Origin of the sequence: Pseudomonas orientalis (assembly GCF_001439815.1) — a bacterium.
Lineage (GTDB): Bacteria > Pseudomonadota > Gammaproteobacteria > Pseudomonadales > Pseudomonadaceae > Aquipseudomonas > Aquipseudomonas orientalis.
On record NZ_JYLM01000001.1, the window covers coordinates 139,737 to 166,624 of the forward strand.

Genomic DNA, 26,888 nt, shown 5'->3' on the forward strand with positions numbered 1-26,888 from the left:
GCTCCGCGTGGGAATGCCGCCCTGGACGCTCCGCGTCCGCTCTTCCAAGGCATGACGCGGAGCGTGGGAACGATCCTGCGCGGTAAATGATCTAGTCTCAGTCACCCCAGGGAGAGATCGCCATGTTCCGCTACTTCGAGCAACTCAGCACGCGCATCGCCGCACCGTTCATGGCCGGATCCTCGCGCAACAGCAAGGTATGGCAATGCCGCTGCGGCCAATCCTTGTTCTTTCGCAACAGCCAGTGCCTGGCCTGCTCGGCGCTGCTGGGCTACCACCCGCAGCAAAGCCGCTTGTCTTCACTGCAACCCGGCCCCGTCACCGACACCTGGCTGATGGACGACAACCTCGACGCCGGCGCCTTTCGCCGCTGCGCCAACCTTCAGACCCCGGCCGCCTGCAACTGGTTGATCCCGGCGCACAGCACCTCGGCCCTGTGCGTGGCGTGCAGCCTGAACCGCACCATCCCTGATCTGTCCATCGCGGAAAATTCCGAGCGCTGGCGCAAGGTGGAAACCGCCAAGCGCCGGCTGGTGGCGCAACTGATCAGCCTGGGCCTGCAGGTGGTGCCCAAGAGCGTCAACGAAGACACTGGCCTGGCGTTCGACTTCGTCGGCATCGACCTGCAAGGCAATGCACCCACGACCGGACACGCCAATGGCCTGATCACCCTCGATATCAAGGAGGCCGACGACGCCCATCGTGAAAAGGTTCGCGTACAGATGCGCGAGCCCTACCGCACCTTGCTCGGACACTTTCGCCATGAGGTCGGCCACTATTACTGGGATCGCCTGGTCGCTGGCAGCCACTGGCTCGAGCCGTTTCGCAACCTGTTCGGCGACGAGCGCGCCAGTTACGCCGACGCGCTCGACCAGCATTACCAGAACGGCCCACGCCCGGACTGGCAGCAAACCTGCGTCAGCGCCTACGCCACCATGCACCCCTGGGAAGACTGGGCCGAGACCTGGGCCCATTACCTGCACATGATGGACGCGGTGGACACCGCCCTGGGGTTTGGCATGAGCGCTCGGGAGATGGACCTGGATTACCAGCCGTTTCCCCCGGCCACCTTGTACGACCCCGAACACCCTGGCGGGGCGGCATTCCTCTCCTTCGTCAACGCCTGGATCGAACTGGCCGGCATGCTCAACGAATTGTCCCGCGCCATGGGCCAGCCGGATTTCTACCCCTTCGTGCTGCCGCCTGCGGTGATAGCCAAGTTGCACTTTATCCACCTGGTCATCCAGGAAGAGGGCGGCAGGGCGGATGCGGTGCTACAGGCACAATGATGAAAATGTGGGAGGGGCAAGCCCTAATGCCAGCCTGTAGGAGCGAGCTTGCTCGCGAAAAATTCACACGCACCGCGTTCATTCAGAAAGCACGCGTTATCGTTGACGTTTTTCGCGAGCAAGCTCGCTCCTACAGAGTGATTGGGAGAGCGTCATCGTTGAAGGCCATGGCAAGTACTTGAAGCTTCTCATTTTTTACGGTTGTAACTTCCGATGAGATCGGTACAATGGCCCCGCTTGCCGAGAGGCCAGCGTCGTTATGGTGACCCCATCGGTCCCCCCGCAACGATTACCCGTGAACCTGGTCAGAGCCGGAAGGCAGCAGCCACAGCGGGAACATTGTGTGCCGGGGTGTGGCTGGTGGGGTTGCCTCCATAACGCTCCCTCCTGTGACACCCCTCAAAATCCAACGATCAAGCCAGTCATCTGTGATGCTTAGTGCACAGTGCATGACGACCATTCCACGACTAGTGGCATACTCCCAAGCGTCTCTCCCCCTGGCTACGAGGCTGTATGCACTCGGAACATTTTGATTTATCCAGCCCCGTGTTCTTGCCGATCACCGATGAAACCTGTGCGGGTTTGTTGGGCGCTGACGGCACGGATGCGCTGGTAGCCCTGAGTGAGCCGGAGCTGGCGGCGCTGCTGGTTATCCAGAATCTGGCGCAAATGCCGGAACACGAGTTGAGTGCGGTGGGCGCTGAAAGGGTGCTGGCCAAGCTTATTGGCTGGGCGGCGCAGGGCCGGCATTCAGCCGCCGTCAGCTTGCTGTCGGAGGCCCAACGGCTGTTTGACCCGCGCAAGCTGTACTTCGGCCTCAATGTGGTCAAGAGCCTGAAGTTGCGTTTTCTTTTAGCGGATGAAGTCCTGGCGCGAGAGTATTTATTGCCCGACGGCCAATGGGACGTCGAGTACAAAGTCCGTCACCTCAAGGCCAACAATCCCTTCCGCCAGCAGATGGTCACGCCCAGGCACCGCGAGCGCTGGTTGAGCGCCGAGCAGGACAAGCTGGTCCGCACCTTTCGCGCCAACCTGAACGAAGACTTGCATGTCCAAGGGTACGCGGGCATTGGCAAGAGTCACCTGCTGGTGGCGCTGATGGAGCATCTGCGACCCGAGAAGACCTTGTTGCTGGCCCGTACACCGGCAAAGCTGGAAACCCTGCGCGCGCGCATGGTGGGCGTACGGGAGAGAAAGGCGGGGCAAACCTTTCATGAGTTTGCCCACGCCTTATTACATGGCCCAAGGCCGCAGCCGCTGAATACCCAAGGGCGCGTCCCGAGCAAGCAGACGCTGGCGCAGGAACTGAACATCTTCGGTTTTCGCCATCTGGAAGGGCAGGCGCTGCTGGATATCTGCCTCAAGGTGCTTGAAAACTACTGCGGCTCCTGGGATTACAGCCTGTCGGCCAAGCATCTGCCGCACTTCAAGCAAGCGCTGTCCAGCGTCGATGCCAAGGTACTTGTCGAATATTCCAGCCGGTTATGGACCTACCTTGAGGCGAATCCGGCCTGGAGCAGTCACACCGGGTTTGAAGCGTTGTTGATGATCAAGCGCGCCAGCCTCGCGGGCAGAGTGGTGCCTGAGCGCTATACCCATGTGCTGATTGACGAGAGCCAGGACATTCCGGCGCCCCTGCTGCAAATCATCGAGCGCGGGCGCCAGGTGCTGATCACCCTGGGCGACGAGTATCAGCAGGCCAGCGGGTTGCCGGTCAAGCGCGCCCGTGAGGTTCGCCACACGGATGTGAGCTATTCGGTGCGCTCCGGGCGCAATGTCGAGCGCCTGGTCAATCCGCTGATCAGCCGGCACTCGCAGAAAAGCAAGGTACTCTTCGAGGGCGCACGGGATGCGGACGTGGGTATCGAGCTGTATCCCCAGGGCTTTGTGCCGCCACCGGGGTGCGTGGTGTTGACCGCGTCCCACTGGGACACCATGAAGTGGCTCATTCAACTGAGCGAAGAGCGTTGTGCCTGTACGTTTGCCAGCAATGAGGCGCAGCAGGATCTCAAGTACTTCATGGAAACCGTCATCGCGTTGTTCAAGCCCGAATTCTATGGCAGCGAGTACAGCGACCGTGGACCTCATCCGTTTTTCAGCGACATGGCCGACTGGCAGCAGGTGCGCGATGCGTGCCGGTTCGATGAAGCATTTCTGTGGGTCGAGGCCAAGCTGGAAAAAGGCTTCAACGTGGCCGACGTGACACGCTTGAACCGGCTCAGCGGCCACCCGGGTGAGCGCTGTTTATTGATGCTGGCGCAAGACGCCGGCGGCATGGAATTCGAACGGGTGCTGCTCACGCCCGAGCTGCTCACCAATGTGAAATTCCAGGACGCCTATGCATTCGATCAGCGCTTGTGCGAGGTGTACATCGCGATCTCCCGCGCCATGGTGCAGCTTTATCTGCCCTATGACGTAGTCGAATGGATCGACTACCACCAGTACCAGAAAACCCGTGAAGTGCATGGCTACTGAGTGATTTGCTCTGGCTGATTCACAACTTTCGAAAGCCTCTCTGGACAACCTCAAGGCACCTTGTTAGCTTCCGCCGGCCACTTGTTTCAGAGTATGACAAGGGCGTGAACTTCGAAGCGCAATCGCTTCTTTACCTCACAAGGATGTCTGTCATGAAAAGCCTGCAAGGGTTGCCTCGTCTTATCAGTGCCTCGGTCGGCACGCCCGGTAAAGCCCGCAACTTGCCCGCCGATGTTCAGTGCATCCAGTACTTGTTCAACCTGATCATTCCCAAGCTGGGGTTCGCCCTGCCCGAAAACGGCAAGTGCGACGGCCAATTGGTGCAGTGCATCAGCCAGTACCAGTTCCGTCATCTCAAGTACGCCCACCCCGATGGCGTAATCGACCCTACCGGTCGTACCTTCAACAGCTTGATCGAAGAGGCGTTGAAGGTGCCGGTGACGGCCTTCCCGGCGATGCGCATTCCGAGCTTTCTCAACGCCTTCGGCAATAACAATGCCGATGCGGTGCAGGCCACCGTCAATGTCTACCTGAACCAGGTGCGTGCGGTGATCGAGGCCGAGCGGCGTAACCGGCAGTTGATGATGCAGTCCACCTGCGATGGCGGCATGACGCTCAGCGACACGGACTTTCAGAATGCCGCCAAGCAGTTGGGCAACGGGATCTCGGTGAATGTCATCAAGGCGTTCGCCACCATCGAGTCGGGCGGGAAGGTGGGCTTCGGGCCGGCCAAATTGCCGATCATCGCCTTCGAAGGCCATCAATTTCGCAAATACACCAAGCACATCTACGACCAGTCGCACCCGTTGCTGTCGTACATCTACAAGAAAAAAGCCGGCCCGCAGTGGCAGACCAACAACAAGGACCAGGTCAAGGCCTGGGAAACCATGGCCACGGCGTTTGCGCTGGATCAGGAAGCGGCGTTGCTGTCGGCTTCGTGGGGCATGTTCCAGATCATGGGGTTCAACTTCGCGTCTTGCGGATTCAAAACCGTGTTCGAGTTCGTGGCGGCCTTGAAGATCAATGCCGGCAATCAACTCAAGGCTTATCTGAGCCTGTGCGGCAAAAATACCGCGTTGATGACGGCCATGAAAAACAAGGACTTTACCGCCATGGCGCGCAACTATAACGGTGAGGACTACGGCAACTACGACGTGCTGATGAAGCAGGCCTACGACGTCCTGGAAGGGAAGAAATAAGATGATGCGATTTCTGGCGATGGGTGTGTTGTCGTTATGCGTGGTGGTGCCTGCGTTTGCAGGGCCTGGCGCGTTGCAGTCGGGCAAGTACGAAGGGCTGATGCTGGCGGTGACACCGCAGCAGCAGGTCGAGGGATTCTACTCGGAGGCGATGGGCGAGGGCGTGACACGAGGGTGCAGCTTCTTTTTGCAGGGCAAGCCCGAGGCGCTGACCACCTGGCGCGATGTGGCTTATCCCGGCAGTGTGGCGGCAGCGGCCGACGGCGTGACCCTGACCGTGGAGCAAGGTCGCCAGCATCCAGGTTGTATCAATGTGTTGATGCCGGACATCGCTACGGGTCTGGAGTTGAGCCAGACCGCCCGGAAAAAATGGATCGGCCTGGTGACGGTAGCGGCCGAAAAGGCCTACCTGTTGAAAACGCCGGGCGCCAAGGCGACAAAGCGTCCCTACATCGTCAGGAATGATGTGGTGGGCGTACTGGCGTTCAAGGACGGCTGGGCGCAGGTGGAATTTATCAATGCTGACGAGCGTTCGTTCACCGGCTGGATCAGCCAGGACCAATACGCACGGTTGACTGCACCGAAGATCTAAAAAATGTGGGAGGGGGCTTGCCCTAATGCCAGTCTGTAGGAGCGAGCTTGCTCGCGAAAAACTCACAGGCACCGCGTTCATTCAGGAAGCACGCGTTATCGTTGACGTTTTTCGCGAGCAAGCTCGCTCCTACAGACTGGCATGGGGCTTGCCCCTCCCACATTTTGGACTGTGTCAGCCGAAGGTTTCGCGCAGCAGTCCGGCGAACGCGTCCCTTGCCAGGTGCCGTTGGGTGTCCGTGTGCCAGAACAGCAGGTTGTCCACGGGCGCCAGCGCTTCAAAGCGATACGACGTCAGCTGATTGACCTGCTCATAGCGCGCCAGAATACCCTCAGGTGCCAACGCCACGCCAATCCCCGCACTGACGCAACCGATGATCGTGCCCCAACTGGCATAGCTGGCAATCGCCGGTTTGATGTCATGGGGCTTGAGCCAGTTTTCCAGGGCCGCGCGGTAGGGGCAGCCTGGCGGCCACACCAATAATGTGCGGCCGGCCAGGTCTTCGGCGTTGTTGATAGGGGCGCTGGATGCGCTGGCGATCAATACCAGGCGTTCGCTGTAAACCACGCTGTGTTCCAGTTTCGGGTGTTTGCCACTGGCGGCCACCAGCGCCACATCGAGCCGATGGTGCTGCAGGTCGTCCAGCAGTTGCGCCCAGGCGCCGGTGACCAGTTCCAGGCTGACCTCAGGGTAGCGCCGGTGGTATTCGGCCAATAGCGGCGGCAGGCGCCCGCTGGCGCTGGACTCCACCGCGCCGATGCGCAAGGTACCGCGAGGCGTCGCGTTGGCATCCACCGCGCGTTTGGATTCCTCCACCAGTGCCAGGATGCGATCGCAATAATCCAGGAAGATTTCCCCGGCGGCGCTGATCGCCAGCCCGCGTCCGGCACGAATGAACAACGGCGTGCCCAACTCGCTTTCCAGTTGCTTGATTCGCGTGGTGATGTTGGACGGTACGCAGTGCAATTGCAGGGCGGCCTGGGCCACGCTGCCGGTTTGCGCCACGGCTCGCACCATTTTCAGTTGGGCCAGTTCCATTGCTCAGTTCCAGTGATCTCAGAAGTCAGAAACGCTTAATTGTGCTGCGCCTGGCGCGGGCCAAGACTGACGGCATTCCTTCCCAGTCCCCGGATGCCGTCGATGAATGCCCCCTCTCCCGTAAAGCTTACGCTAGTCGTTGCCGTCGTCATCCTTTGTTGGGCGTATTCACCGATTGGCGTGCACATCGGCTTGCACAGCTACAGCCCTGGTCAACTGGCGCTGCTGCGGTTCCTGGTCGCGTCGGTGTGCATGGGCGCGGTGGCACTGGTCGCGGGCATCGGCCGGCCGCGCCTGCGTGATATGCCGTGGCTGCTGGTGCTGGGTTTTTTCGGGGTGTTCCTGCACCACACCAGCCTCAATAGCGGCCAGCAATGGGTGAGCGCCTCGGCGTCCAGCGTGCTGGCGCAGTCGGCGCCGCTGTTCAGCGTACTGATTGCGTTTTTCTGCTTGAAGGAACGGGTCAGCGCCTGGCGCTGGGGATGTGTGCTGTTGGGGTTGTGTGGTGTGTTGGTGGTGATCCGGGGCGATCATGGCATGGCTGACATGGATCCACGCGGCTTGCTGATCCTGCTGGCGGCCCTGTCCTGGAGTGTGTATTTCGCTGTGCTGAGACATTACGCCCACCGCTACAGCCCGCTGACGCTGGCCTGCTATATGGTCTGGTCGGGCACCTTGATGCTGTGCGTGAACCTGCCGGGCCTGCCCGCTGCGGTGGCACAGGCAGCGCTGCCGGACAACATGGCGGTGCTGGTGCTCGGTATTTTCCCCAGTGCCCTGGCTTATCTGGGCTGGGGTTTCGTGCTCAAGCATGTCGAGGTCAGCCGCGCTTCGGTGGCGATGTACCTGATTCCACCCGTGGCGATGATCCTGGCGGCGCTGCTGCTGGGCGAACGCATCACTCAGCAGGTGGTGCTGGGCGGGCTGATGGTGTTGGCCAGTGTCGCCGCTATCGGACTGGAGGCGCGTTGGGTGCGTTCTTTGCGGCCTACAGCCGGATAATCACCTCGATTGGCGCTGCGGGTTCAGGCCTTCGAGGCGCGCTTAGTCAGATAAGACGAGCGTGCCGGATGCAATTTCCCCCTTGCTCCGCTAGCATTACCGGCTTCCGCTTCCCAGTTGCGACGGTTTTCGATGAGTTATCAGGTTCTTGCACGTAAATGGCGTCCGCGCTCGTTCCGCGAAATGGTCGGCCAGACCCATGTGCTCAAGGCTCTGATCAATGCCTTGGACAGCCAGCGGCTGCACCACGCCTACCTGTTCACCGGTACCCGCGGGGTGGGCAAGACCACGATTGCGCGCATCATTGCCAAATGCCTGAATTGTGAAACCGGGATCACCTCGACACCGTGCGGCACCTGTTCGGTGTGCCGCGAGATCGACGAAGGGCGTTTCGTCGACCTGATCGAGATCGACGCCGCGAGCCGCACCAAGGTCGAAGACACCCGCGAGTTGCTCGACAACGTGCAGTACGCACCGAGCCGTGGCCGCTTCAAGGTCTACCTGATCGACGAAGTGCACATGCTGTCCAGCCATTCCTTCAACGCGCTGTTGAAAACCCTGGAAGAGCCGCCGCCCTACGTCAAATTCATCCTGGCCACCACCGACCCGCAGAAACTTCCTGCGACGATTTTGTCGCGGTGCCTGCAATTTTCCCTGAAGAACATGACCCCCGAGCGGGTGGTCGAGCATCTGAGCCACGTGCTGGGCGTTGAGAACGTCCCGTTCGAAGACGACGCGCTGTGGCTGCTGGGCCGCGCCGCCGATGGCTCGATGCGCGATGCCATGAGCCTCACCGACCAGGCCATCGCCTTTGGTGAAGGCAAGGTTATGGCCGCCGATGTGCGTGCCATGCTCGGCACCCTGGATCACGGCCAGGTGTTCGACGTGCTGCACGCGCTGATCGAGGGCGACGCCAAGGCGTTGCTCGAAGCCGTGCGCCACTTGTCGGAGCAGGGGCCGGATTGGAATGGCGTGCTCTCGGAAATCCTCAACGTGCTGCACCGCGTCGCCATCGCCCAGGCATTGCCCGAGGCGGTCGACAACGGCCATGGTGACCGCGACCGCGTGTTGACGCTGGCCCAGGCGCTGCCGGCCGAAGACGTGCAGTTTTATTACCAGATGGGCCTGATCGGCCGTCGCGACCTGCCCCTGGCGCCGGACCCGCGCGGGGGCTTCGAGATGGTCCTGCTGCGCATGCTGGCCTTCCGGCCCGCCGACTCGGCGGATGCGCCGAGACAGCCGCTAAAGCCAGTGGGGATCAGCCAGGCCACAGCTGATTCCGCCAAACCAGTGGCTGGCGCGGCGGTGGTTGCGCCAGTGGAGGTTGCGCCCGCGGCGGTTGCCGAGCCGGTGGTTGCTGCCCCGGTGGCCGAGCCTGAAGCGGTGATCGAGGCTGAGCCTGAACCGCAAGTCGCCCCGGTGGTCGATCTGCCCTGGAACGACCCGGTTGAACCGCCCGTCGAGCCCGAGCAACAGCCCGCCGTGGAGCCGGTACTGGACACCACCGGCGAGCAGCCCGAACTGACGCCAATGCCCGCGCCGACCCCGGACAGCGTGGTGCCGGATGCGCCGGAGTGGGTATCGGCGCCGGTGCCGGAGCCGACCGTGGCCCAGGTCGAGGCTGCCACGCCCGGCATCGACCTCGACGACGAACCGCCGCTGGACGAAGACTACATCGAGCCGGACATGGATTCGGCCTACAGCTACCTGGACGAACTCGCCAGCGAACACACTGCCGAGCCGGCCCCCGAGCCTGAGGTGGAGCCCGCCGCCGCCCCGGCCACCGGCCTGGCCCTGCAATGGCTGGAATTGTTTCCAAAGTTGCCGATCTCCGGCATGACCGGCAGTATCGCCGCCAACTGCACATTGATTGCCATCGACGGCGACCACTGGCTGCTGCACCTGGACCCGGCCCACAGCGCCTTGTTCAATGCCACCCAGCAGCGCCGGCTCAACGACGCGCTCAACCAGTACCATGGGCGCACGCTGACCATCGCCATCGAGCTGATCAAGCCCGAGCAGGAAACCCCGGCCCAGGCTGCGACCCGTCGGCGCCTGAACCGCCAACGCGATGCCGAGGCGTCGATCCAGGCTGATCCGCTTATCCAGCAAATGATGCAGCAGTTCGGTGCGGTCGTCCGTCACGATACTATTGAACCTGTCGAAGCCCCGGCGCCCCAGGCGTCATGAACCGGGCGACTTTTTGATCCACGTACTTTTGAGGTGATTCCCATGATGAAAGGTGGCATGGCCGGCCTGATGAAGCAGGCGCAGCAGATGCAGGAAAAGATGGCCAAGATGCAGGAAGAACTGGCCAACGCCGAAGTCACCGGTAAAGCCGGTGGCGATATGGTCAGCGTGGTGATGACTGGTCGTCACGACATCAAGCGCGTCAGCATCGACCCAAGCCTGCTCGAGGGCGTCAGCGATGACGACCGTGAGGTGCTGGAAGACTTGTTCGCCGCGGCCGTCAACGACGCAGTGCGCAAGATCGAAGCCAGCAGCCAGGAAAAAATGGGCGGCATGACCGCCGGCATGCAACTGCCACCGGGCATGAAGCTGCCGTTCTGATCGGCAGGCTTTAGCTGCACTCCAATGCCAGGCCTCGTGCCTGGCATTTTTGTTTGTGCCCATAAGATCTGAACCCTGGCACAGCAAGCAGGGTCTGCACCCTATACGCATGCATCGCCAAGGAGCCCCTGATGCCTCAAGAACCCACACTGAACCAACGCATCGTCCTGGTCTCACGCCCTCAAGGCGCGCCGACCCCGGAAAATTTTCGTCTCGAACGCGTAAACCTGCCAGAGCTGGCCGACGGCCAGGTGCTGCTCAAGACACTCTACCTGTCGCTGGACCCCTACATGCGCGGACGCATGAGCGACGCGCCGTCCTACGCAGCGCCCGTGGAAATCGACGACGTGATGACCGGTGGTGCGGTCAGCCGTGTCGAGCAATCGCGTAACCCGAAGTTCGAGGTGGGCGATCTGGTCGTGGGCTCCACCGGCTGGCAAAGCCACAGTATCTCCGATGGCCGCAACCTGATGCCGGTGCCCAACGGCCTGGCCAGCCCATCAATGGCTTTGGGGGTGCTGGGCATGCCGGGCATGACCGCCTACATGGGCCTGATGGACATCGGCCAGCCCAAGGCCGGTGAAACCCTGGTGGTGGCGGCGGCCTCCGGTGCGGTGGGCTCTGTGGTGGGTCAGGTCGCCAAACTCAAGGGCTTGCGCGTGGTGGGCATTGCCGGCGGTGCGGACAAGTGCCGCTACGTGGTCGATGAGCTGGGTTTCGATGCCTGTATCGACCACAAGAGCGAAAATTTTGCCGATGAGCTGGCCCAGGCCTGTTTCAATGGCGTGGACATTTATTTCGAGAACGTCGGCGGCAAGGTGTTCGATGCGGTGATGCCGCTGCTCAACCCCAAGGCGCGGGTGCCCCTGTGCGGGCTGATCGCCGGGTATAACGCCCATGAAGCACCAAGCGGCCCGGATCGTCTGCCGACGCTGCAGCGCACCTTGCTGACCAAGCGCGTGCGTATCCAGGGCTTTATCGTGTTTGATGATTATGGTGATCGCCAGCCGGAGTTCCTCAGCGCCATGGCGCCCTGGGTTCGCGAGGGCAAGATCAAGTTCCGTGAAGACGTGGTCGATGGCCTGGAGCAGGCGCCCGAAGCCTTTATCGGTTTGCTCGAGGGGCGCAACTTCGGCAAGTTGGTCGTGCGCGTCGCACAGGATTGAGCATTTGACGCTAATCCGAGGCGCGGGTATAAACCGCGTCTCGTTGTTTTGTCGGACCCTTCGCCCATGAGCTTCAGCCCCCTGATTCGCCAACTGATCGACGCCCTGCGTACCTTGCCGGGCGTCGGCCAGAAAACTGCCCAGCGCATGGCGCTGCAACTGCTGGAGCGCGATCGCAGCGGCGGCACCCGCCTGGCCCAGGCGCTGAGCCAGGCCATGGACGGCGTTGGCCACTGCCGCCAATGCCGCACCCTGACCGAAGAAGAACTCTGCCCGCAATGCGCCGACCCACGGCGCGACGATACCCTGCTATGCGTGGTGGAGGGGCCGATGGATGTGTACGCCGTGGAGCAAACCGGTTACCGCGGGCGTTACTTCGTGCTCAAGGGCCATCTGTCGCCGTTGGATGGCCTGGGGCCGGAAGCCATCGGCATTCCGCAACTGGTGGCGCGGATTGAAGAGCAGGGTACGTTTACCGAGGTGATCCTGGCGACCAATCCTACGGTTGAAGGCGAAGCGACGGCGCATTACATCGCCCAATTGCTGATCAACAAGGGGTTGATCACTTCGCGTATCGCCCATGGCGTGCCCCTGGGTGGCGAGCTTGAATTGGTCGACGGCGGCACGTTGGCGCACTCGTTCGCCGGCCGCAAGCCGATCGCTCTCTAACAGCCACTACAAAACAATGTGGGAGGGGGCTTGCCCCCGATCGCGGTGGATCAGCAATGAATTTGTTGACTGGCACTCCGCTATCGGGGGCAAGCCCCCTCCCACATGTTGACCACATTCCAAACTTGGAACTCGGTCGAATGTGGGAGGGGGCTTGCTCCCGATGGGGCCCGTCCTGACAAAAACTACCGTTCGGTCAACCCGAACTGCGTCAGGCAGAACGTGGGAATGCCCATATCTTCCAACCGCTGCGACCCACCCAGCTCCGGCAAATCGATAATCGCCGCTGCTTCAAATATCTGTGCGCCCATGCGCCGCACCAGGTTCGCCGCCGCAATCAGGGTGCCACCGGTCGCTATCAAATCATCGAACATCAGCACCGAGTCACCGTCGCAAAGGCTGTCGGCGTGAACCTCGAGGAGCGCTTCGCCATATTCGGTCTGGTAGGCCTCAGCCAGCACGTCAGCCGGCAATTTACCTTGCTTGCGAAACAGGATCAGTGGCTTGTTGAGCTGGTAGGCGACGATCGAGCCGATCAGGAAGCCACGCGCATCCATCGCGCCGATATGGCTGAAGTCGGCTTCGACATAACGCTGGGCAAAGCTGTCGGCGACCAGGCGCAGGGCGCGGGGCGATTGGAACAACGGGGTGATGTCACGGAAGATCACCCCAGGCTTGGGGAAGTCGATGACGGGGCGAATCAGGGATTTGATGTCGAACGAATCGAAAGTCATCGTCGAAGAGTCCTGGGCGGAAAACGGACCCGAAGTATACCTGCGGCCTTGCGGGTTCGCTCGGCCGCAGATCCCGGATCACACTTCCAGGGAGCCACCGGCCAGCGCGCACAGCTGGATGGGGTCGAGGATATGCACTTCCTTGCCCTCGGCGGCAATCAACGCGTTCTGCTGGAAGCGGGTAAACACCCGGGACACGGTTTCCACCGCAAGGCCCAGGTAATTGCCGATTTCATTGCGCGACATGCTCAGTCGGAACTGGTTGGCCGAAAACCCACGGGCGCGAAAGCGCGCCGACAGGTTGACCAGGAACGTTGCGATGCGCTCGTCGGCGGTTTTCTTCGACAGCAGCAGCATCATCTGTTGATCGTCACGTATCTCGCGGCTCATGACGCGCATCAACTGACGGCGCAGCTGTGGCAACTGCACGGCCAGCTCATCGAGGCGCTCGAAAGGAATTTCGCACACCGACGTGGTCTCCAGGGCCTGGGCCGACACGGGGTGCATCTCGGTGTCCATCCCCGACAGGCCGACCAGTTCGCTGGGCAAGTGGAAGCCGGTGATTTGCTCTTCGCCGCCGTCGCTGAGACTGAACGTCTTCAACGCGCCCGAACGTACTGCATAGACGGAATCGAACGTGTCGCCCTGGCGAAACAGGAACTCGCCTTTCTTCAGCGGGCGGCCGCGTTTAACGATGTCGTCCAGCGCATCCATGTCTTCCAGATTCAGCGAAAGTGGCAGGCAGAGGGGGGCCAGGCTGCAATCCTTGCAATGAGCCTGGCTGTGAGCGCGCAGTTTGACTGGCTCGGACATTTCTTAAATCCTTGTGGGAAAACACACATAAGACGTAAGGGTAACGCACTGGGGGTAGCTGAGGCCAGCGTGTACAAAAAAGCCTCAGGGGTATAAAGGTTCGTGTGTCATGGCCGATACAAAGTGACGATACTCTTTGAATATGGAGCCAGACCCATGATTTCCATCGGTGCCAATACCTCGGCAAGCCTCAGCGCGCTGCCTTTGCCGGAGCCGAAAGATCGGGTGGCGGAGGCCAAATCGGCTGCGGCTGCCAAGGAGCTGAAGGACGCTACGTCAGCGCCCCTCAGTACCAAGGCGGAGGAAGGCGTGAAAGTGACGTTCTCCGGAGCGGCCTTACTGGCGATCAGTGACACCAAGCAGTCCAACAGTGACATCGAGGAAAGCGGCCTGCCCAACGATGTTCAGGAAGTCTTGAAGATGATCCGCGAGATCAAGAAACAGATTGCAGAAAAGCAGGCCGAACTGGCCGCTGTCATGGCCGATAAATCCCTTTCTCCGGAGCAGGCCAGGGTCAAGGTCAATAATCTGCAGAGTGCGCTTGCCGCGCTGAACGCGAGCCTCGTCACGGCGCAGGGCTCGTTGAGCAAGGCCATGAAGGGGCTCAGTGGCGACGACGCAATGAAGGCCGCCTCCCTGGCGATGGCGTAGGTAGTTTCAGATCACCCGTGAGAAACGCTGCCGGTTCTGGTGCTCGAGGTAGGCATCGAACACCATGCACACCGAACGCACCAGCAAGCGCCCGGCCGGCAGTACACGAATGCCCCGGGCGTCCAACTCGATCAAACCATCGGTGGCCATCGTCTCCAGTTGCGGCCACACCTCGGCAAAATAGCCGCGAAAGTCGATGTTGTATGCCTGTTCGATCCCCGCGAATCCCAGGCTGAAATTGCAGATCAACTGCTGGATCACATCCCGTCGCAAGCGGTCATCCGTGGTGCAGATCAAACCACGGCTGGTCGCCAGTTGCGCGCCCGCCAAGGCGTTCTGGTAACCGTTGAGATCGCTGCTGTTCTGGCAATACAGGTCGCCGATCTGGCTGATCGCCGACACGCCCAACCCAATCAGATCGCAGTGTCCATGGGTGGTGTAGCCCTGGAAGTTGCGTTGCAGCTTGCCTTCCTCCTGGGCGATGGCCAGTTCGTCGTCCGGCAGGGCGAAGTGGTCCATGCCGATATAGCGGTAGCCGGCCTGGGTCAGTTGTTCGATGGTGGTTTGCAGCATCAACAGCTTTTCTGCCGGCGAAGGCAGATCATCGGAGTTGATCCGCCGCTGGGGCATGAAGCGCTCCGGCAGGTGTGCGTAGTTGAACACCGACAGGCGGTCGGGTTGCAGACGGATGACTTCCTCCACGGTGCGCGCAAAATTCAGCGGCGACTGCTTGGGCAGGCCGTAGATCAGGTCGATATTGATCGAGCGAAATTGCAGGGTGCGCGCCGCTTCGATCACAGCACGGGTTTCTTCCAGGCTTTGCAGGCGATTGACCGCCCGTTGCACCTCGGGGTCGAGGTCCTGCAGGCCGATGCTGACGCGGTTGAAGCCCAGTTCGCGCAGCAGGCCCATGGTTGCCCAGTCGGCTTCGCGAGGGTCGATCTCGATGCCGTAGTCGCCCGAATCGTCGTCGAGCAAATGGAAGTGCTGACGCAAGTGTGTCATCACCTGGCGCAATTCGTCGTGGCTGAGAAAAGTCGGCGTGCCGCCGCCCAGGTGCAGTTGCTCCACCGGCTGTTTCGGGTCGAGGTGGCAGGCCACCTGCTGGATCTCCTGCATCAGGCGCTGCAAATAGGCCTGGGCGCGGCCACGGTCCTTGGTAATCACCTTGTTGCAGGCGCAGTAGTAGCAAATGTTCGCGCAGAACGGCACGTGCACATACAGCGACAAGGGCCGCGTGGCTTTGCGACTGTCGCGCAGCGCATGGAGCAGGTCGAAGGTGCCGACCTGGCTGTCGAATTGTACGGCGGTGGGGTAGGACGTATAGCGCGGCCCCGCCAGGTCGTAGCGGTGAATCAGATCGGTGTCCCAACGAATGGCGTCGAGCATGCGGGCGGTCCCCGGGTTTGGCTGGTGGGCCGAGTCTAGGTGCAGGGTGAGAAGGGCATGTTGATTTGCATCAACGGGGAGCGGCGCTATGCCACAGGGCCGGTCAATGCCCCATCAGCCAGTGCTGGTGCGGCCCGGGGAGGGTCCAGATCCCGAAGACAATGACCAGCAAGCCACCGGCCATGCGCACGCTGCGCTTGCGCAACAACGCGGTGACACGCTCGGCGGCCAGCCCGGTCGCCAGCAGTACCGGCCATGTGCCCAGGCCGAACGCCAGCATCAGCAGCGCGCTGTCCAACGCATTGCCCTGGCTCGCGGCCCAGAGCAGGGTGCTGTAGACCAACCCGCATGGCAACCAGCCCCACAGCGCGCCCAGCAGTAAAGCGCGGGGCAGGCTGGAGACCGGCAGCAAACGGTTGGCAATCGGCTGGATATGTCGCCACAGGCCGCGACCGAGGCTTTCGATACGGGTCAGGCCGCTCCACCAGCCGGCCAGATACAGGCCCATGCTGATCAAGAGCAGCCCGGCGAGCACGCGCATGAACATCGCCGCCGGGCTGTTGGCCACGGCCCAGCCGGCCAGTCCGATGAGCAACCCCGCCAGGGCATAACTGAGGATGCGCCCCAGGTTGTACGCCAGCAGCAGGCGAAAACGGCGGCTGCGCTGTTCCCTGGGAATTGCCAGGGTCAGCGCCCCCATCAACCCGCCGCACATGCCCAGGCAATGGCCGCCGCCAAGCAGGCCGAGGATCAGCGCAGAGACCAGCATGGGCGCCAGCTCAAGCATGGGGCGGTTCCTTGGGCGGCTGCTCGGCGCGGTTGGCTTCGTCGATGGCGGCCAGGTGATTCGGGTCCTGGTCGTCGAACAGCACGCTGTGGGCCGGGCCGTCGAGGTCTTCGTACTGGCCGCTGTCCACGGCCCAGAAGAAGATGTAGATGGCCACGCCCACTAACAGCAGCGCCGCCGGAATCATCACGTATAGAGCTGGCATCTGCACTCCAGGCCCGCGCGGCTCATGCCGGCAGCGGACGATTGATCAGGGGGGCGCCAACGGCCGGCGCACTCGGCAGGCGAGTCAGGCGCAGGGCATTGAGCACCACCGTCAACGAACTGAGGGACATGCCGATCGCCGCCCAGATGGGGGTGATCCACCCCAGGGCCGCGAATGGCAGCATCAGGCCATTGTACAACCCGGCCCACAGCAGGTTTTCGATGATGACCCGGCGCGTGCGTCGCGCCAGGGTAAACGCCTGCACCAGTGCCTCCAGGCGATTGGACAGCAGCACCGCATCGGCGCTGGTTTTCGCCAGGTCGGTGGCCGAGCCCATCGCCACGCTGATATCCGCAGCGGCCAGTACCGGCACATCGTTGACGCCGTCGCCGAGCATCAGCACTGTGCGGCCTTCTCGATGCAGGCGTTGCAGCACCTGCAGCTTGTCGTCGGGACGCAGGCCGCCGTGGGCTTCATCGATGCCCAACTCAGCCGCGACACTGGCGACCATCGGCGAGCTGTCTCCCGACAACAGCAAGGTGCGCCAGCCGCGCGCCTGGCACGCCGCCAGCAGGGCCGGCGCATCGCTGCGCAGGCGGTCGTCGAGCACGAACCAGGCGAGCGCGCCGCGTTGATCGCCCAGCAGCAGCCATTGGCCCGCTTCGTCCGGTGACGCCGGGATCGGGCAGGCGCTGAGTTCACAGACAAAACCTGGTTGACCGATGCGCAACAGGCGTTCGCCCACACGGCCTTCCAGGCCGAGGCCGGGGCTGCTGGATACGTCACAGGCCGCCACGGGCGCACGGCCGAAGGCACGGGCAATCGGGTGTTCGGAGCGGTTTTCCAGCGCGGCGGCGAGGCCCAGGCACTGGTCGCTGTCCAGTTCGCCCAAGGGCCGGATGGCGCGCAAGGCCAGGCGCCCTTCGGTGAGCGTACCGGTCTTGTCGAAAATCACCGTGTCGATCTGGTTCAGGCCTTCCAGCACATGGCCGCGGGTCAGCAGCAAGCCAAGGCTGTGCAGCGTGCCGGTGGCGGCGGTGAGGGCGGTGGGTGTCGCCAGGGACAGTGCGCACGGGCAGGTGGCGACCAGCATGGCCAGGACAATCCAGAACGCCCGTGATGGATCCAGCTGCCACCACACCAGGCCGATCACCGCAGCCGCCAGCAGGGAGCCCAGCAAAAACCACTGCGCGGCGCGGTCGGCGATCTGCGCCAGACGCGGTTTCTCGGCCTGGGCGCGCTCCAGCAGGCGCACGATGGCGGACAGACGCGTGTCATGGCCCAAAGCGCGCACCTGGACGCTCAGCGCGCCTTCCACATTGAGCGTGCCGGCGGTGACCGCGTCGCCGACGTGCCGGGGCTGCGGCAGGTATTCGCCGGTGAGCAGGGATTCGTCGACGCTGGACTGGCCTTCGACAATCACGCCGTCCGCCGGCAGCACCGCGCCAGGGTGCACCAGCACCCGGTCACCCACGACCAGTTCGCCCAGCAGGATGCGTTCGCTCTGGCCATCCGCGCCCAGGCGCAGGCACGAGGCGGGCAGCAGGTTGACCAACTGCGCGGTGGCGGCGGCGGTGCGTTCGCGGGCGCGCCGTTCCAGGTAACGTCCGGCCAGCAGGAACAGCGCGAACATGCCGACCGCGTCGAAGTACAGCTCACCCACGCCCGTGATCGCCGTCCAGATTCCCGCCAGATAAGCTCCGCCGATGGCCAGGGACACTGACACGTCCATGGTCAGGTGGCGTGTGCGCAGATCGCGCAGCGCGCCTTTGAAAAACGGTGCGCAGCTGTAGAACACGATCGGTGTTGTAAGAAACATCGCGACCCAGCGCAGGATTACATGCAGCTCAGGGCTGAGGTCGATATTGAATTCCGGCCAGGTGGCCATGGTCGCCATCATGGCCTGGAACCACAGCAACCCGGCAACGCCCAGTTGACGCAGGGCCAGGCGATTCTCACCGGCCAGTTGTTCGGCGGCACGGTCCGCTTGATAGGGATGGGCGGCATAGCCGATATGGCGCAGTTCACTGAGCACCTGGCTCAACGGTAACTGCGCGTCGGCCCAGCGTACATGCAGGCGGTGGTTGGACAGGTTCAGCCGCGCTTCGGCCACGGCGGGCAGGCTGCACAGGTGTTTCTCGATCAACCAGCCACAGGCCGCGCAACTGATGCCTTCCATGAGCAGGGTGATTTCAGCGAGTTCACCCGAGTGGCGTACGAATGGCTTTTGCACATCGGCGCGGTCGTACAGCGCCAATTCATCGAGCAGTTGCACCGGCAATGCCTCGGGGTTGGCCGAGGCTTCGCTGCGGTGCCGGTAATAGCTTTCCAGCCCGCCGGCCACTATCGCCTCGGCCACCGCCTGGCAGCCCGGACAGCAGAGTTCGCGGCGCGCGCCGAGGATGTCGGTGGTGAACCGGCTGCCGGCGGGGACGGGCAGGGCGCAGTGGTAGCAGGGGGTGGTCATGGTCGGGATCTTTGGTGGCTGGAAGGGCCTCATCGCGGGCAAGCCCACTCCCACAGGGGTACGCGTTCCAATGTGGGAGTGGGCTTGCCCGCGATGCGCGAAGCGCGATCGTTTACTTCTTCAGGTCTTCGGCACCCTGCAACGGTTCGTCTCCGAGCAGCAAGTCCTTGTCGTGGCTGACCTCTTCTTCTTCGAACAGGCGCCAGGTCTTGTCGCCTTCCACGCCGAGCAATTCCACGAAGCGCCGGCCTTCGACCTTGTCGGTGACCTGGCCGATATAGCGGCCGGGTTCGCTGTCGCTGCGGGTCAGGTTGATCTTGCGATCCTTCTGCGGCTGGGTCGGGGAGATCAGGTTCAGTTCCAGCGTGTTCGGGTTGCTGTAGCCGGTGAGGTGCAGTTCGACTTCACCGGTCAGTTCGTCCAGGTGCAGCTTGCCGCGCAGTTGCAGGGTCTGGGCCAGGCGTTCGCGGTCCAGGGAGCGGTTGATGCCTTTGCCGGCCTCGTAATAGTTGTCGTTGACCAGGTTGTCCGGGTTATTCACCGCGATGGTCACCATGGACAAGGTCAGCGTCACCGAGCAGGCGAGGATGGCGATGATGATCCAGGGCCAGAGGTGCTTGTACCAAGGGCTTGCGGCAGTGGTTGCGGGCATTCTTGTATTCCCTGTCTAACGAACTTGTGGGCCGATGAATCGGCTCTTGGCTTCAATGTGAACGCTGGTGTCGTCGGCGTCCTCGAGGATGAACGTGACCTCGTTGGTGCTCGACGGCAATTGCTCGGGAGCACTGGACAACTCCACCGGCATGCTGACGATATCGCCGGCGGCCACCTTGATTTCGCGCCGGCCTTGCAGCTTGAGGTCGGGCAGGCCGGCGGCGTCGAGCACGTAGGTGTGGTCGCGCTGATCCTTGTTCATGATCTTCAGGCTGTAGACGTTCTCGATGCGGCCTTCGGCGTTTTCGCGGTACAGCACCCGGTCCTTGCTCACATCAAAGCCCACCAGCGAACGCATATAGAATGCGGCCACCAGCAGGCTGATCATCGCCAGCAACACCAGGGCGTAACCGATCAGGCGCGGGCGCAGTTTATGGGTTTTCTGCCCGGACAGATTGTGCTCGGTGGTATAGCTGATCAGGCCGCGCGGGTAGTCCATCTTGTCCATGATGGTGTCGCAGGCATCGATACAGGCGGCGCAGCCGATGCACTCGATCTGCAGGCCGTCGCGGATGTCGATACCGGTGGGGCACACCTGCACACACATCGTGCAGTCGATGCAATCGCCCAGGCCCTGGGCCTGGTAGTCGACCCCTTTCTTGCGTGGGCCACGCACTTCGCCACGGCGTGGGTCGTAGGACACGATCAGCGTGTCCTTGTCGAACATCACGCTCTGGAAACGCGCATAGGGGCACATGTAGATGCACACTTGTTCGCGCAGCCAGCCGGCGTTGCCGTAGGTGGCGAGGGTGAAGAAGCCCACCCAGAAGTACGACCAGCCGTCGGCCTGGCCGGTGAAGAAGTCCAGTACCAGTTCGCGGATCGGCGAGAAGTAGCCGACGAAGGTCATGCCGGTGACAAAACCGATCAGCAGCCACAGCGTGTGCTTGCTCAACTTGCGCAGGAATTTGTTGGCGCCCATGGGTGCCTTGTCCAGCTTGATGCGCTGGTTGCGGTCGCCTTCGGTGACCTTTTCGCACCACATGAAGATCCACGTCCACACGCTTTGCGGGCAGGTATAACCGCACCACACGCGCCCGGCGTACACCGTGATGAAGAACAGGCCAAACGCCGCGACGATAAGGATGCCCGACAACAGGATGAAATCCTGAGGCCAGAAGGTGGCGCCAAAAATAAAGAACTTACGCTCCGGCAGGTTCCACCATACCGCCTGATGACCGCCCCAGTTCAGCCACACCGTACCGAAGTACAGCAGGAACAGACCCGCACCCCCGAGCATGCGCAGATTGCGGAACAGGCCGGTGAAGGCGCGGGTATAAATCTTCTCTCGCGAAGCGTAGAGGTCGACGGCTTTGGCAGGCGGGGTAACGTCGTGTACCGGTATCTGGTCGCTCATCATTGCATCCCACGGCGGTGGACATTTGCCTCGGCCAGTACGTGCCAACCGGGGTCAAATTAAGGGTGTTGCAGTGGCCTAATGATACGCCCCCGGTAGTGTGCGAAGGGTGCGACCTTTGGTCGCGTTGGGGGAAATCAATTGATGGTGTACGTGATCTGGATCAATTGACTTGTGAAGTATGGACGGTTTTTGCTCGCTGGATGGTCATTCGTCCCATGGATTGATCAGCGCAACGCCGCTGGATTTGAAATCGCTGACGTTACGCGTGACCACGGTAAGCCCATGAACCAGAGCAGTTGCGGCAATCAATGAGTCACTTTCGTTGGCCCGGTCTGGAACATGCAAGTGTGCGCAGCGTAATGCGACGGCCGCGTCGACGGGCAGGATTCTGGCATCGAAGGCGGGCATCACGTGACGCCTGAGCCAGTTCCTCAATACCTTCCCCTGAGCCGGGTCTCGCCGCTCGATGCGCAGGACGCCGGTTTCCAGTTCCTTCAACGTGATCGCCGAAATAAACATACGCGGCGCTATCACGCTTTTGGCCCAGGCAACGACCTTTGCATCAGCCTGGGGTTTACGCAGTTCAGAGATTACATTGGTGTCGAGTAGATACATCAAGAAAGGTCCATGGGTCGATGAATGATCACGGCGCGTTCGGTTTCGAAGTCGATATCGGCCGCTTCCGGCATCACCAACAGGTCAACGATGTCGGCGTTCAGACCTGTGAGTTTCTGGTAGTCCTCAATGCTTAGCAGTACATGGGCGGGCTTGCCGCGATCGGTGATAAAAACCGGGCCGTTGCGGGCGGCTTTTTTGGCACCACTTGTGTCCTGGTTGAACTCGCGGCTGGAAATCGTCGTGATGGTCATGGGGTACCCCCCTTTGTCGGGCTTGATGTAGTTACGTTACTACTTGATGGTTGCGCGTGGCAAGTCATGAGTTCCTGGGAGCCAGAAACAACAAAGCCCCGCCAGTTTTCGCTGGGCGGGGCTTAGTTGTATTCGAAGTTGTATTCGAGGGCTTACTGCTCCTCGGCCTTCTTCTCCCCATGGGACAAGCTGTACACATACGCCGCCAGCAAGTGCACCTTGTCATTGCCTTGCAGTTGCTCCTGCGCCGGCATCTGGCCCTGGCGGCCATAGCGGATGGTCTGCTGCAACTGGGCGAAGCTCGAACCGTAGATGAACGCACCTGGATGCGTCAGGTCCGGCGCGCCCATGGCGGGAGTGCCTTTACCGGCCGGGCCGTGGCAGGCCACGCAGTTGGCGGCAAAGAGTTTCTCGCCGTTGGCGGCATCGGCCCTGGCGCCTTCGGGCAGTTTGCGGCCGTCGAGGTTGGTCACCACGAAGGCCGCTACGTCTGCCACGCCTTGCTCGCCGATCACTTCGGCCCAGCCTGGCATCACTGCGTGGCGGCCTTGCATGATGGTTTGCTTGATGGTTGCCGGGTCACCGCCCCAGCGCCAGTCGGCGTCGGTCAGGTTGGGAAAACCGTAGGCGCCCTTGGCGTCGGAACCGTGGCACACCGAGCAGTTCGAAGCGAACAGGCGGCCGCCCATTTTCAGGGCTTGTGGGTCCTTGGCGACTTCTTCAATCGGCATCGAGGCGAATTTGGCGAAGATCGGCCCGAACCTGGCCTCCGACCTGGCCATTTCCTTTTCCCATTCATGCACGCCGGTCCAGCCGGTCTGGCCGTTGGCAAACGCGGTTTGCTTGTCGTTGTCGAGGTAGTTATAGCCCGGCAGCAGGCCTTTCCAGTTGCCCAGGCCCGGGTACAGCACCAGATAGCCGAGGGCGAAGATGATGGTGCCGACAAACAGCATGAACCACCATTTGGGCAGCGGGTTGTCGTATTCCTCGATCCCATCGAACGAGTGGCCGACGGTCTCGTCCGTCTGCTCGGCGCGCTGGCCCTTGCGGGTCGACAGCAGCAGCCAGGTCAGGGCGAAGATGGTACCCAGACTGAGGACTGTGACGTACAGACTCCAGAACGTAGTCATTCTTTGTTACTCCTAGACGCTTGCTCGACGTGCTTGATGGCTTCGGGATCATCTGCAAAGGGCAGCATGGTCGCGTCGTCGAATTCCGATTTGCGCCGTGGGCTGAACACCCACAGCGCCAGGCCGATAAAGGCCACCATCACCACAACAGTGCCCAGGCCGCGAATCATGCCGATATCCATGCCGGTCACCGTTTGCTTTTGATGAGGGTGCCAAGGCCTTGCAGGTAGGCCACCAATGCGTCCATTTCGGTCTTGCCCTTCACGGCTGCGGCTGCACCGGCGATGTCTTCGTCGGTGTAGGGCACGCCCAGGGTGCGCAGGACTTCCATCTTTTTCGCAGTGTCCTTGCCGTCGAGCTTGTTTTCCACCAGGAACGGGTACGCCGGCATTTTCGACTCGGGCACCACGTTGCGCGGGTTGTACAAGTGCGCACGCTGCCAGTCATCTGAGTAACGCCCGCCAACCCGGGCCAGGTCCGGGCCGGTACGCTTGGAACCCCACAGGAACGGATGGTCCCACACGCTTTCACCGGCCACCGAGTAGTGGCCGTAGCGTTCGGTTTCGGCGCGGAACGGGCGGATCATCTGCGAGTGGCAGCCCACGCAACCGTTGGCGATATACACGTCGCGGCCTTCCAGTTCGAGGGCGGTGCGCGGCTTCATGCCTTCGACCGGTTTGTTGGTCACGTCCTGGAAAAACAGTGGCACGATCTGGGTCAGACCGCCGATGCTCACGGCGATGACCATGAAGAAGGCCAGCAGGCCGATATTCTTCTCGACGACTTCATGCTTCATCAGTGGGCTCCCACAACGGCGATCTTGGCGGCGGCTTCAGCTTGCGCCGGGTCGGAGGCACGCACGGTGCGCCAGACGTTGTAGGCCATGAACAGCATGCCGGCGGCGAAGAACGCACCGCCCAGGGCGCGGACGATATAGCCCGGGTGGCTGGCTTGCAGCGCTTCGACGAAGGAATACGTGAGGGTGCCGTCATCGTTGATCGCACGCCACATCAGGCCCTGGGTGATGCCGTTGACCCACATCGAGGCGATGTAGAGCACGGTGCCGATAGTTGCCAGCCAGAAGTGCGTGTTGATCAGCCCGACGCTGTGCATCTGTGCGCGGCCGAACAGCTTGGGGATCATGTGGTACAGCGCGCCGATGGAAATCATTGCCACCCAGCCCAGGGCCCCGGCGTGTACGTGGCCAATGGTCCAGTCGGTGTAGTGGGACAGCGAGTTGACGGTCTTGATCGCCATCATCGGCCCTTCGAAGGTCGACATGCCGTAGAACGCCAGGGACACCACCAGAAAACGCAGGATCGGGTCGGTGCGCAGCTTATGCCAGGCGCCCGACAGGGTCATCATGCCGTTGATCATGCCGCCCCAGCTGGGTGCCAGCAGGATGATCGACATCGCCATGCCCAGTGACTGCGCCCAGTCCGGCAGCGCGGTGTAATGCAGGTGGTGGGGGCCGGCCCAGATGTACAGGGTGATCAGCGCCCAGAAGTGCACGATGGACAGGCGATAGGAATAGATCGGACGCTCGGCCTGTTTGGGCACGAAGTAATACATCATCCCCAGGAAGCCCGTGGTGAGGAAGAAACCTACGGCGTTGTGGCCGTACCACCACTGGATCATCGCATCCGTCGCGCCGGAATAGGCCGAATAGGACTTGAACAGGTTCACCGGCAAGGACGCGTGGTTGACGATATGCAGCATCGCCGTGACCAGGATAAACGCCCCGTAGAACCAGTTGCCGACATAGATGTGCTTGGTCTTGCGCTTGACGATGGTGCCGAAGAACACCACGGCGTAGGTCACCCACACGATGGCGAGCAAAATGGCGATCGGCCATTCCAGCTCGGCGTATTCCTTGGTGGTGGTGTAGCCCAGCGGCAGGCTGATGATGGCGCCGACGATGACCGCCTGCCAGCCCCAGAAGGTGAAGGCGGCAAGGCCATCGGAGATCAATCGCGTCTGGCAGGTGCGTTGCACGACGTAGTAGGAGGTGGCAAACAAGGCGCAGCCACCAAAGGCGAAGATCACCAAGTTGGTGTGCAGCGGGCGCAGGCGGCCGAAGGTCGTCCAGGGCAGGTCGAAATTCAATTGCGGCCAGACCAGTTGCGAGGCGATGAACACCCCGAGCCCCATGCCAAGGATCCCCCAGACCACCGTCATGATGGCGAACTGGCGGACGACCTTATAGTTATAAGCAGTCGGACTGATTGCTGTGCTCATTCTAAGGTTCCACGGTTTAAGTATTTTTATAGGTAAAATCGGCCGCAAGTATGTAGAAAGCGAGGGGCCATTGCAACGCAATGACTGACCTGTATCAAGGCGTTCCACGCCAGATTCTGCGCCCTTTCCCTGTTTTGTGTAAGGATAAGATCAGAATTCTAAAGCTGATCGAGTGGACAGGAAATTTCGAGGGCGCAACGGATACCGTCGCGTACGCCAGGATTGGCCCACTGCAGGAACAAGCGTAGACCCGAATATGAGGAGGGGAAAGCTGGGCTATGGCAGGGTGTGACACGTGGTCGCGAATGTCGCAACACTGTAGGAGCGAGCTTGCTCGCGAAAAACGTCAACGGTAACGCGGTCAGTCTGGTCTATCGCGTTGTATTGACGTTCTTCGCGAGCAAGCTCGCTCCTACAGGTGCTAATGGGTCAGGCTATACACATAGGCCGCCAGCAGATGCACCTTGTCATTGCCTTGCAGCACGTCCTGTGCCGGCATCTGGCCTTGGCGGCCGTGCCGGATGGTCTGCTGCAACTGCGCCAGGCTGGTGCCGTAGATGAACCCTGCTGGCTCGGTCAGGTTAGGCGCGCCCATGGCTTCCACACCGTGGCCTTGCGGGCCGTGGCAGGCGACGCAGGTGGTGTTGAAGGTGGCCTGGCCCGCCGCGAGGTCAGCGGTGCTGTCGGCCGGTAGTGGCAGTTTGGCCAGGTCGTGGCGTACATACGCGGCGACATTCTTCACGCCATCCTCGCCCAGCACTTCGCCCCAGGCCGGCATCGCCGCGTGGCGCCCGTTCATGATGGTGGCCTTGATCGCCTCGGCCGAACCGCCCCAGCGCCAGTTATTGTCCGCCAGATTCGGGAAGCCATACGCGCCCTTGGCGTCCGAGCCGTGGCACACCGCGCAGTTGGACGCGAACAGGCGACCGCCCATCTTCAACGCTTGCGGGTCCTTGGCCACTTCTTCCACGGGCATGGCCGCGAATTTGGCGAAGATCGGCCCGAACCTGGTGTCGGCCTTGGCCATTTCCTTGTCCCATTCCTTGGCCGACGTCCAGCCGTCTTCATAGCCCGGCAGCACACCTTTCCAGTTGCCCAGGCCCGGGTAGAGGATCAGGTAGCCGACGGCAAATATCAGGGTGCCGACGAACAGCATGAACCACCACTGGGGCAGCGGGTTGTCGTATTCCTCGATCCCGTCGAAGGCGTGGCCCATGGTCTGGTCGACGCTGCCGCGGGTTTCGCCCTTGCGGGTGCCGATCAACAGCCAGGTCAGCCCGATCAGGCTGCCCAGGGTCAATACGCAGATCCATGTACTCCAAAACAGGGTCATGGCTGGTTGCTCCTTGTTGCAGGCTCTTCTTGAGCATTGTGTGAAGAAGGTTCATCGGCGAACGGCAGCAGGCGCGCCTGCTCGAACTCCGCATTGCGCCGGTTGTTGAAAACCCACAGCGACAGGCCGATAAAGGCGATGGCCACCACCAGCGTGCCGAGGCCGCGGATGGTGCCCGCATCGAATTCAAATCCCAT

General features: G+C 61.8%; 27 protein-coding genes and 1 other RNA gene. 11 read left to right on the top strand and 17 right to left on the bottom strand.

The genetic code is table 11. The annotated features are described in order from the left end of the window. Positions 1-122: 122 nt before the first annotated feature. The 5 genes from TU82_RS00640 (at position 123) to TU82_RS00660 (ending at position 5,555) form a co-directional block, all read left to right on the top strand. Positions 123-1,289 carry a zinc-binding metallopeptidase family protein gene (locus tag TU82_RS00640; protein WP_057721220.1) on the top strand — a complete coding sequence of 389 codons (1,167 nt, stop codon included), beginning with the start codon at positions 123-125 and terminating at the stop codon, positions 1,287-1,289. A 269-nt stretch (positions 1,290-1,558) separates the two neighbouring features. After that, positions 1,559-1,655: signal recognition particle sRNA small type (gene ffs / locus TU82_RS27435), an RNA gene on the top strand. Between the two features lie 147 nt (positions 1,656-1,802). Then, positions 1,803-3,764 carry an AAA family ATPase gene (locus TU82_RS00650; protein WP_057721222.1) on the top strand — a complete coding sequence of 654 codons (1,962 nt, stop codon included), beginning with the start codon at positions 1,803-1,805 and terminating at the stop codon, positions 3,762-3,764. A gap of 152 nt (positions 3,765-3,916) precedes the next feature. Continuing rightward, on the top strand, positions 3,917-4,963 hold the full coding sequence (locus TU82_RS00655; protein ID WP_057721223.1) for an N-acetylmuramidase family protein: 1,047 nt from the start codon (positions 3,917-3,919) through the stop codon (positions 4,961-4,963). A 1-nt stretch (position 4,964) separates the two neighbouring features. Next, the gene (locus TU82_RS00660) at positions 4,965-5,555 is read left to right on the top strand and encodes a hypothetical protein (RefSeq protein WP_057721224.1); all 591 of its coding nucleotides are present in this window, start codon (positions 4,965-4,967) and stop codon (positions 5,553-5,555) included. 174 nt (positions 5,556-5,729) lie between these two features. On the opposite strand, the gene TU82_RS00665 is transcribed toward TU82_RS00660, so the two are convergent. After that, the gene (locus TU82_RS00665; protein WP_057721225.1) at positions 5,730-6,593 is read right to left on the bottom strand and encodes a LysR family transcriptional regulator; all 864 of its coding nucleotides are present in this window, start codon (positions 6,591-6,593) and stop codon (positions 5,730-5,732) included. 102 nt (positions 6,594-6,695) lie between these two features. Between TU82_RS00665 and TU82_RS00670 the strand changes: the two genes are divergently transcribed. The 5 genes from TU82_RS00670 to recR all read left to right on the top strand — a co-directional run bounded on the left by TU82_RS00670 (position 6,696) and on the right by recR (position 12,001). Next, a complete protein-coding gene (locus TU82_RS00670; protein WP_057721226.1) occupies positions 6,696-7,595 on the top strand; it encodes a DMT family transporter in 900 nt (299 codons plus the stop codon). Positions 7,596-7,727: 132 nt separating this feature from the next. After that, the gene (gene dnaX / locus TU82_RS00675) at positions 7,728-9,785 is read left to right on the top strand and encodes a DNA polymerase III subunit gamma/tau (RefSeq protein ID WP_057721227.1); all 2,058 of its coding nucleotides are present in this window, start codon (positions 7,728-7,730) and stop codon (positions 9,783-9,785) included. Between the two features lie 42 nt (positions 9,786-9,827). Then, positions 9,828-10,166, top strand: a complete 339-nt coding sequence (locus tag TU82_RS00680) for a YbaB/EbfC family nucleoid-associated protein (RefSeq protein ID WP_057721228.1) — start codon at positions 9,828-9,830, stop codon at positions 10,164-10,166. A gap of 131 nt (positions 10,167-10,297) precedes the next feature. Continuing rightward, on the top strand, positions 10,298-11,332 hold the full coding sequence (locus tag TU82_RS00685) for an NADP-dependent oxidoreductase (RefSeq protein ID WP_057721229.1): 1,035 nt from the start codon (positions 10,298-10,300) through the stop codon (positions 11,330-11,332). A gap of 66 nt (positions 11,333-11,398) precedes the next feature. Next, on the top strand, positions 11,399-12,001 hold the full coding sequence (gene recR, locus TU82_RS00690; RefSeq protein WP_057721230.1) for a recombination mediator RecR: 603 nt from the start codon (positions 11,399-11,401) through the stop codon (positions 11,999-12,001). A 185-nt stretch (positions 12,002-12,186) separates the two neighbouring features. Here the strand turns inward: recR and TU82_RS00695 are convergent, their stop codons facing one another. Next, the gene (locus TU82_RS00695; RefSeq protein WP_057721231.1) at positions 12,187-12,735 is read right to left on the bottom strand and encodes an adenine phosphoribosyltransferase; all 549 of its coding nucleotides are present in this window, start codon (positions 12,733-12,735) and stop codon (positions 12,187-12,189) included. A gap of 78 nt (positions 12,736-12,813) precedes the next feature. Next, positions 12,814-13,548, bottom strand: coding sequence for a fumarate/nitrate reduction transcriptional regulator Fnr (gene fnr / locus TU82_RS00700; RefSeq protein WP_057721232.1), 735 nt, complete (start codon positions 13,546-13,548; stop codon positions 12,814-12,816). A 156-nt stretch (positions 13,549-13,704) separates the two neighbouring features. Between fnr and TU82_RS00705 the strand changes: the two genes are divergently transcribed. Next, the gene (locus TU82_RS00705) at positions 13,705-14,199 is read left to right on the top strand and encodes a hypothetical protein (protein WP_072024051.1); all 495 of its coding nucleotides are present in this window, start codon (positions 13,705-13,707) and stop codon (positions 14,197-14,199) included. Between the two features lie 6 nt (positions 14,200-14,205). Here the strand turns inward: TU82_RS00705 and hemN are convergent, their stop codons facing one another. The 14 genes from hemN to TU82_RS00775 form a co-directional block, all read right to left on the bottom strand. Then, complete coding sequence (gene hemN / locus TU82_RS00710; RefSeq protein WP_057721233.1) at positions 14,206-15,588, bottom strand: oxygen-independent coproporphyrinogen III oxidase; 1,383 nt, start codon at positions 15,586-15,588, stop codon at positions 14,206-14,208. 103 nt (positions 15,589-15,691) lie between these two features. Next, entirely contained in the window at positions 15,692-16,375 is a 684-nt protein-coding gene (locus TU82_RS00715; protein ID WP_057721234.1) for a sulfite exporter TauE/SafE family protein, read from the bottom strand. Continuing rightward, complete coding sequence (gene ccoS / locus TU82_RS00720) at positions 16,368-16,580, bottom strand: cbb3-type cytochrome oxidase assembly protein CcoS (protein ID WP_057721235.1); 213 nt, start codon at positions 16,578-16,580, stop codon at positions 16,368-16,370. Before ccoS ends, TU82_RS00715 begins: the two co-directional genes overlap by 8 nt. Before the next feature lie 22 nt (positions 16,581-16,602). Continuing rightward, positions 16,603-19,047, bottom strand: coding sequence for a heavy metal translocating P-type ATPase (locus tag TU82_RS00725; protein ID WP_057721236.1), 2,445 nt, complete (start codon positions 19,045-19,047; stop codon positions 16,603-16,605). A gap of 112 nt (positions 19,048-19,159) precedes the next feature. Then, a complete protein-coding gene (locus tag TU82_RS00730; RefSeq protein ID WP_057721237.1) occupies positions 19,160-19,699 on the bottom strand; it encodes a FixH family protein in 540 nt (179 codons plus the stop codon). A 15-nt stretch (positions 19,700-19,714) separates the two neighbouring features. Next, complete coding sequence (gene ccoG, locus TU82_RS00735) at positions 19,715-21,118, bottom strand: cytochrome c oxidase accessory protein CcoG (RefSeq protein WP_057721238.1); 1,404 nt, start codon at positions 21,116-21,118, stop codon at positions 19,715-19,717. Positions 21,119-21,325: 207 nt separating this feature from the next. Beyond that, on the bottom strand, positions 21,326-21,736 hold the full coding sequence (locus tag TU82_RS00740; RefSeq protein WP_057721239.1) for a type II toxin-antitoxin system VapC family toxin: 411 nt from the start codon (positions 21,734-21,736) through the stop codon (positions 21,326-21,328). After that, positions 21,736-21,990, bottom strand: a complete 255-nt coding sequence (locus TU82_RS00745) for a type II toxin-antitoxin system Phd/YefM family antitoxin (protein WP_057721240.1) — start codon at positions 21,988-21,990, stop codon at positions 21,736-21,738. The genes TU82_RS00740 and TU82_RS00745 overlap by 1 nt, the downstream gene beginning before the upstream one ends. A 152-nt stretch (positions 21,991-22,142) precedes the next feature. Further along, positions 22,143-23,120, bottom strand: coding sequence for a cytochrome-c oxidase, cbb3-type subunit III (gene ccoP, locus TU82_RS00750; protein WP_057721241.1), 978 nt, complete (start codon positions 23,118-23,120; stop codon positions 22,143-22,145). Beyond that, on the bottom strand, positions 23,117-23,302 hold the full coding sequence (locus TU82_RS00755) for a CcoQ/FixQ family Cbb3-type cytochrome c oxidase assembly chaperone (protein ID WP_003193169.1): 186 nt from the start codon (positions 23,300-23,302) through the stop codon (positions 23,117-23,119). The genes ccoP (TU82_RS00750) and TU82_RS00755 overlap by 4 nt, the downstream gene beginning before the upstream one ends. Positions 23,303-23,307: 5 nt before the next feature. Further along, positions 23,308-23,916 carry a cytochrome-c oxidase, cbb3-type subunit II gene (ccoO, locus tag TU82_RS00760; RefSeq protein WP_025854274.1) on the bottom strand — a complete coding sequence of 203 codons (609 nt, stop codon included), beginning with the start codon at positions 23,914-23,916 and terminating at the stop codon, positions 23,308-23,310. Continuing rightward, positions 23,916-25,358 (bottom strand): cytochrome-c oxidase, cbb3-type subunit I, encoded by a 1,443-nt coding sequence (gene ccoN, locus TU82_RS00765; RefSeq protein WP_057721242.1) that lies wholly within the window; start codon positions 25,356-25,358, stop codon positions 23,916-23,918. The genes ccoO and ccoN overlap by 1 nt, the downstream gene beginning before the upstream one ends. Positions 25,359-25,779: 421 nt before the next feature. After that, positions 25,780-26,691 (bottom strand): cytochrome-c oxidase, cbb3-type subunit III, encoded by a 912-nt coding sequence (gene ccoP / locus TU82_RS00770; protein WP_057721243.1) that lies wholly within the window; start codon positions 26,689-26,691, stop codon positions 25,780-25,782. After that, a complete protein-coding gene (locus TU82_RS00775; RefSeq protein ID WP_057721244.1) occupies positions 26,688-26,888 on the bottom strand; it encodes a cbb3-type cytochrome oxidase subunit 3 in 201 nt (66 codons plus the stop codon). The genes ccoP (TU82_RS00770) and TU82_RS00775 overlap by 4 nt, the downstream gene beginning before the upstream one ends.

Coding starts and splice junctions, on each gene's coding strand:
- TU82_RS00640 (WP_057721220.1), top strand. CDS start 123: ATGTTCCGCTACTTCGAGCAACTCAGCACGCGCATCGCCGCACCGTTC.
- TU82_RS00650 (WP_057721222.1), top strand. CDS start 1,803: ATGCACTCGGAACATTTTGATTTATCCAGCCCCGTGTTCTTGCCGATC.
- TU82_RS00655 (WP_057721223.1), top strand. CDS start 3,917: ATGAAAAGCCTGCAAGGGTTGCCTCGTCTTATCAGTGCCTCGGTCGGC.
- TU82_RS00660 (WP_057721224.1), top strand. CDS start 4,965: ATGATGCGATTTCTGGCGATGGGTGTGTTGTCGTTATGCGTGGTGGTG.
- TU82_RS00665 (WP_057721225.1), bottom strand. CDS start 6,593: ATGGAACTGGCCCAACTGAAAATGGTGCGAGCCGTGGCGCAAACCGGC.
- TU82_RS00670 (WP_057721226.1), top strand. CDS start 6,696: ATGAATGCCCCCTCTCCCGTAAAGCTTACGCTAGTCGTTGCCGTCGTC.
- dnaX (WP_057721227.1), top strand. CDS start 7,728: ATGAGTTATCAGGTTCTTGCACGTAAATGGCGTCCGCGCTCGTTCCGC.
- TU82_RS00680 (WP_057721228.1), top strand. CDS start 9,828: ATGATGAAAGGTGGCATGGCCGGCCTGATGAAGCAGGCGCAGCAGATG.
- TU82_RS00685 (WP_057721229.1), top strand. CDS start 10,298: ATGCCTCAAGAACCCACACTGAACCAACGCATCGTCCTGGTCTCACGC.
- recR (WP_057721230.1), top strand. CDS start 11,399: ATGAGCTTCAGCCCCCTGATTCGCCAACTGATCGACGCCCTGCGTACC.
- TU82_RS00695 (WP_057721231.1), bottom strand. CDS start 12,735: ATGACTTTCGATTCGTTCGACATCAAATCCCTGATTCGCCCCGTCATC.
- fnr (WP_057721232.1), bottom strand. CDS start 13,548: ATGTCCGAGCCAGTCAAACTGCGCGCTCACAGCCAGGCTCATTGCAAG.
- TU82_RS00705 (WP_072024051.1), top strand. CDS start 13,705: ATGATTTCCATCGGTGCCAATACCTCGGCAAGCCTCAGCGCGCTGCCT.
- hemN (WP_057721233.1), bottom strand. CDS start 15,588: ATGCTCGACGCCATTCGTTGGGACACCGATCTGATTCACCGCTACGAC.
- TU82_RS00715 (WP_057721234.1), bottom strand. CDS start 16,375: ATGCTTGAGCTGGCGCCCATGCTGGTCTCTGCGCTGATCCTCGGCCTG.
- ccoS (WP_057721235.1), bottom strand. CDS start 16,580: ATGCCAGCTCTATACGTGATGATTCCGGCGGCGCTGCTGTTAGTGGGC.
- TU82_RS00725 (WP_057721236.1), bottom strand. CDS start 19,047: ATGACCACCCCCTGCTACCACTGCGCCCTGCCCGTCCCCGCCGGCAGC.
- TU82_RS00730 (WP_057721237.1), bottom strand. CDS start 19,699: ATGCCCGCAACCACTGCCGCAAGCCCTTGGTACAAGCACCTCTGGCCC.
- ccoG (WP_057721238.1), bottom strand. CDS start 21,118: ATGAGCGACCAGATACCGGTACACGACGTTACCCCGCCTGCCAAAGCC.
- TU82_RS00740 (WP_057721239.1), bottom strand. CDS start 21,736: ATGTATCTACTCGACACCAATGTAATCTCTGAACTGCGTAAACCCCAG.
- TU82_RS00745 (WP_057721240.1), bottom strand. CDS start 21,990: ATGACCATCACGACGATTTCCAGCCGCGAGTTCAACCAGGACACAAGT.
- ccoP (WP_057721241.1), bottom strand. CDS start 23,120: ATGACTACGTTCTGGAGTCTGTACGTCACAGTCCTCAGTCTGGGTACC.
- TU82_RS00755 (WP_003193169.1), bottom strand. CDS start 23,302: ATGGATATCGGCATGATTCGCGGCCTGGGCACTGTTGTGGTGATGGTG.
- ccoO (WP_025854274.1), bottom strand. CDS start 23,916: ATGAAGCATGAAGTCGTCGAGAAGAATATCGGCCTGCTGGCCTTCTTC.
- ccoN (WP_057721242.1), bottom strand. CDS start 25,358: ATGAGCACAGCAATCAGTCCGACTGCTTATAACTATAAGGTCGTCCGC.
- ccoP (WP_057721243.1), bottom strand. CDS start 26,691: ATGACCCTGTTTTGGAGTACATGGATCTGCGTATTGACCCTGGGCAGC.
- TU82_RS00775 (WP_057721244.1), bottom strand. CDS start 26,888: ATGGGATTTGAATTCGATGCGGGCACCATCCGCGGCCTCGGCACGCTG.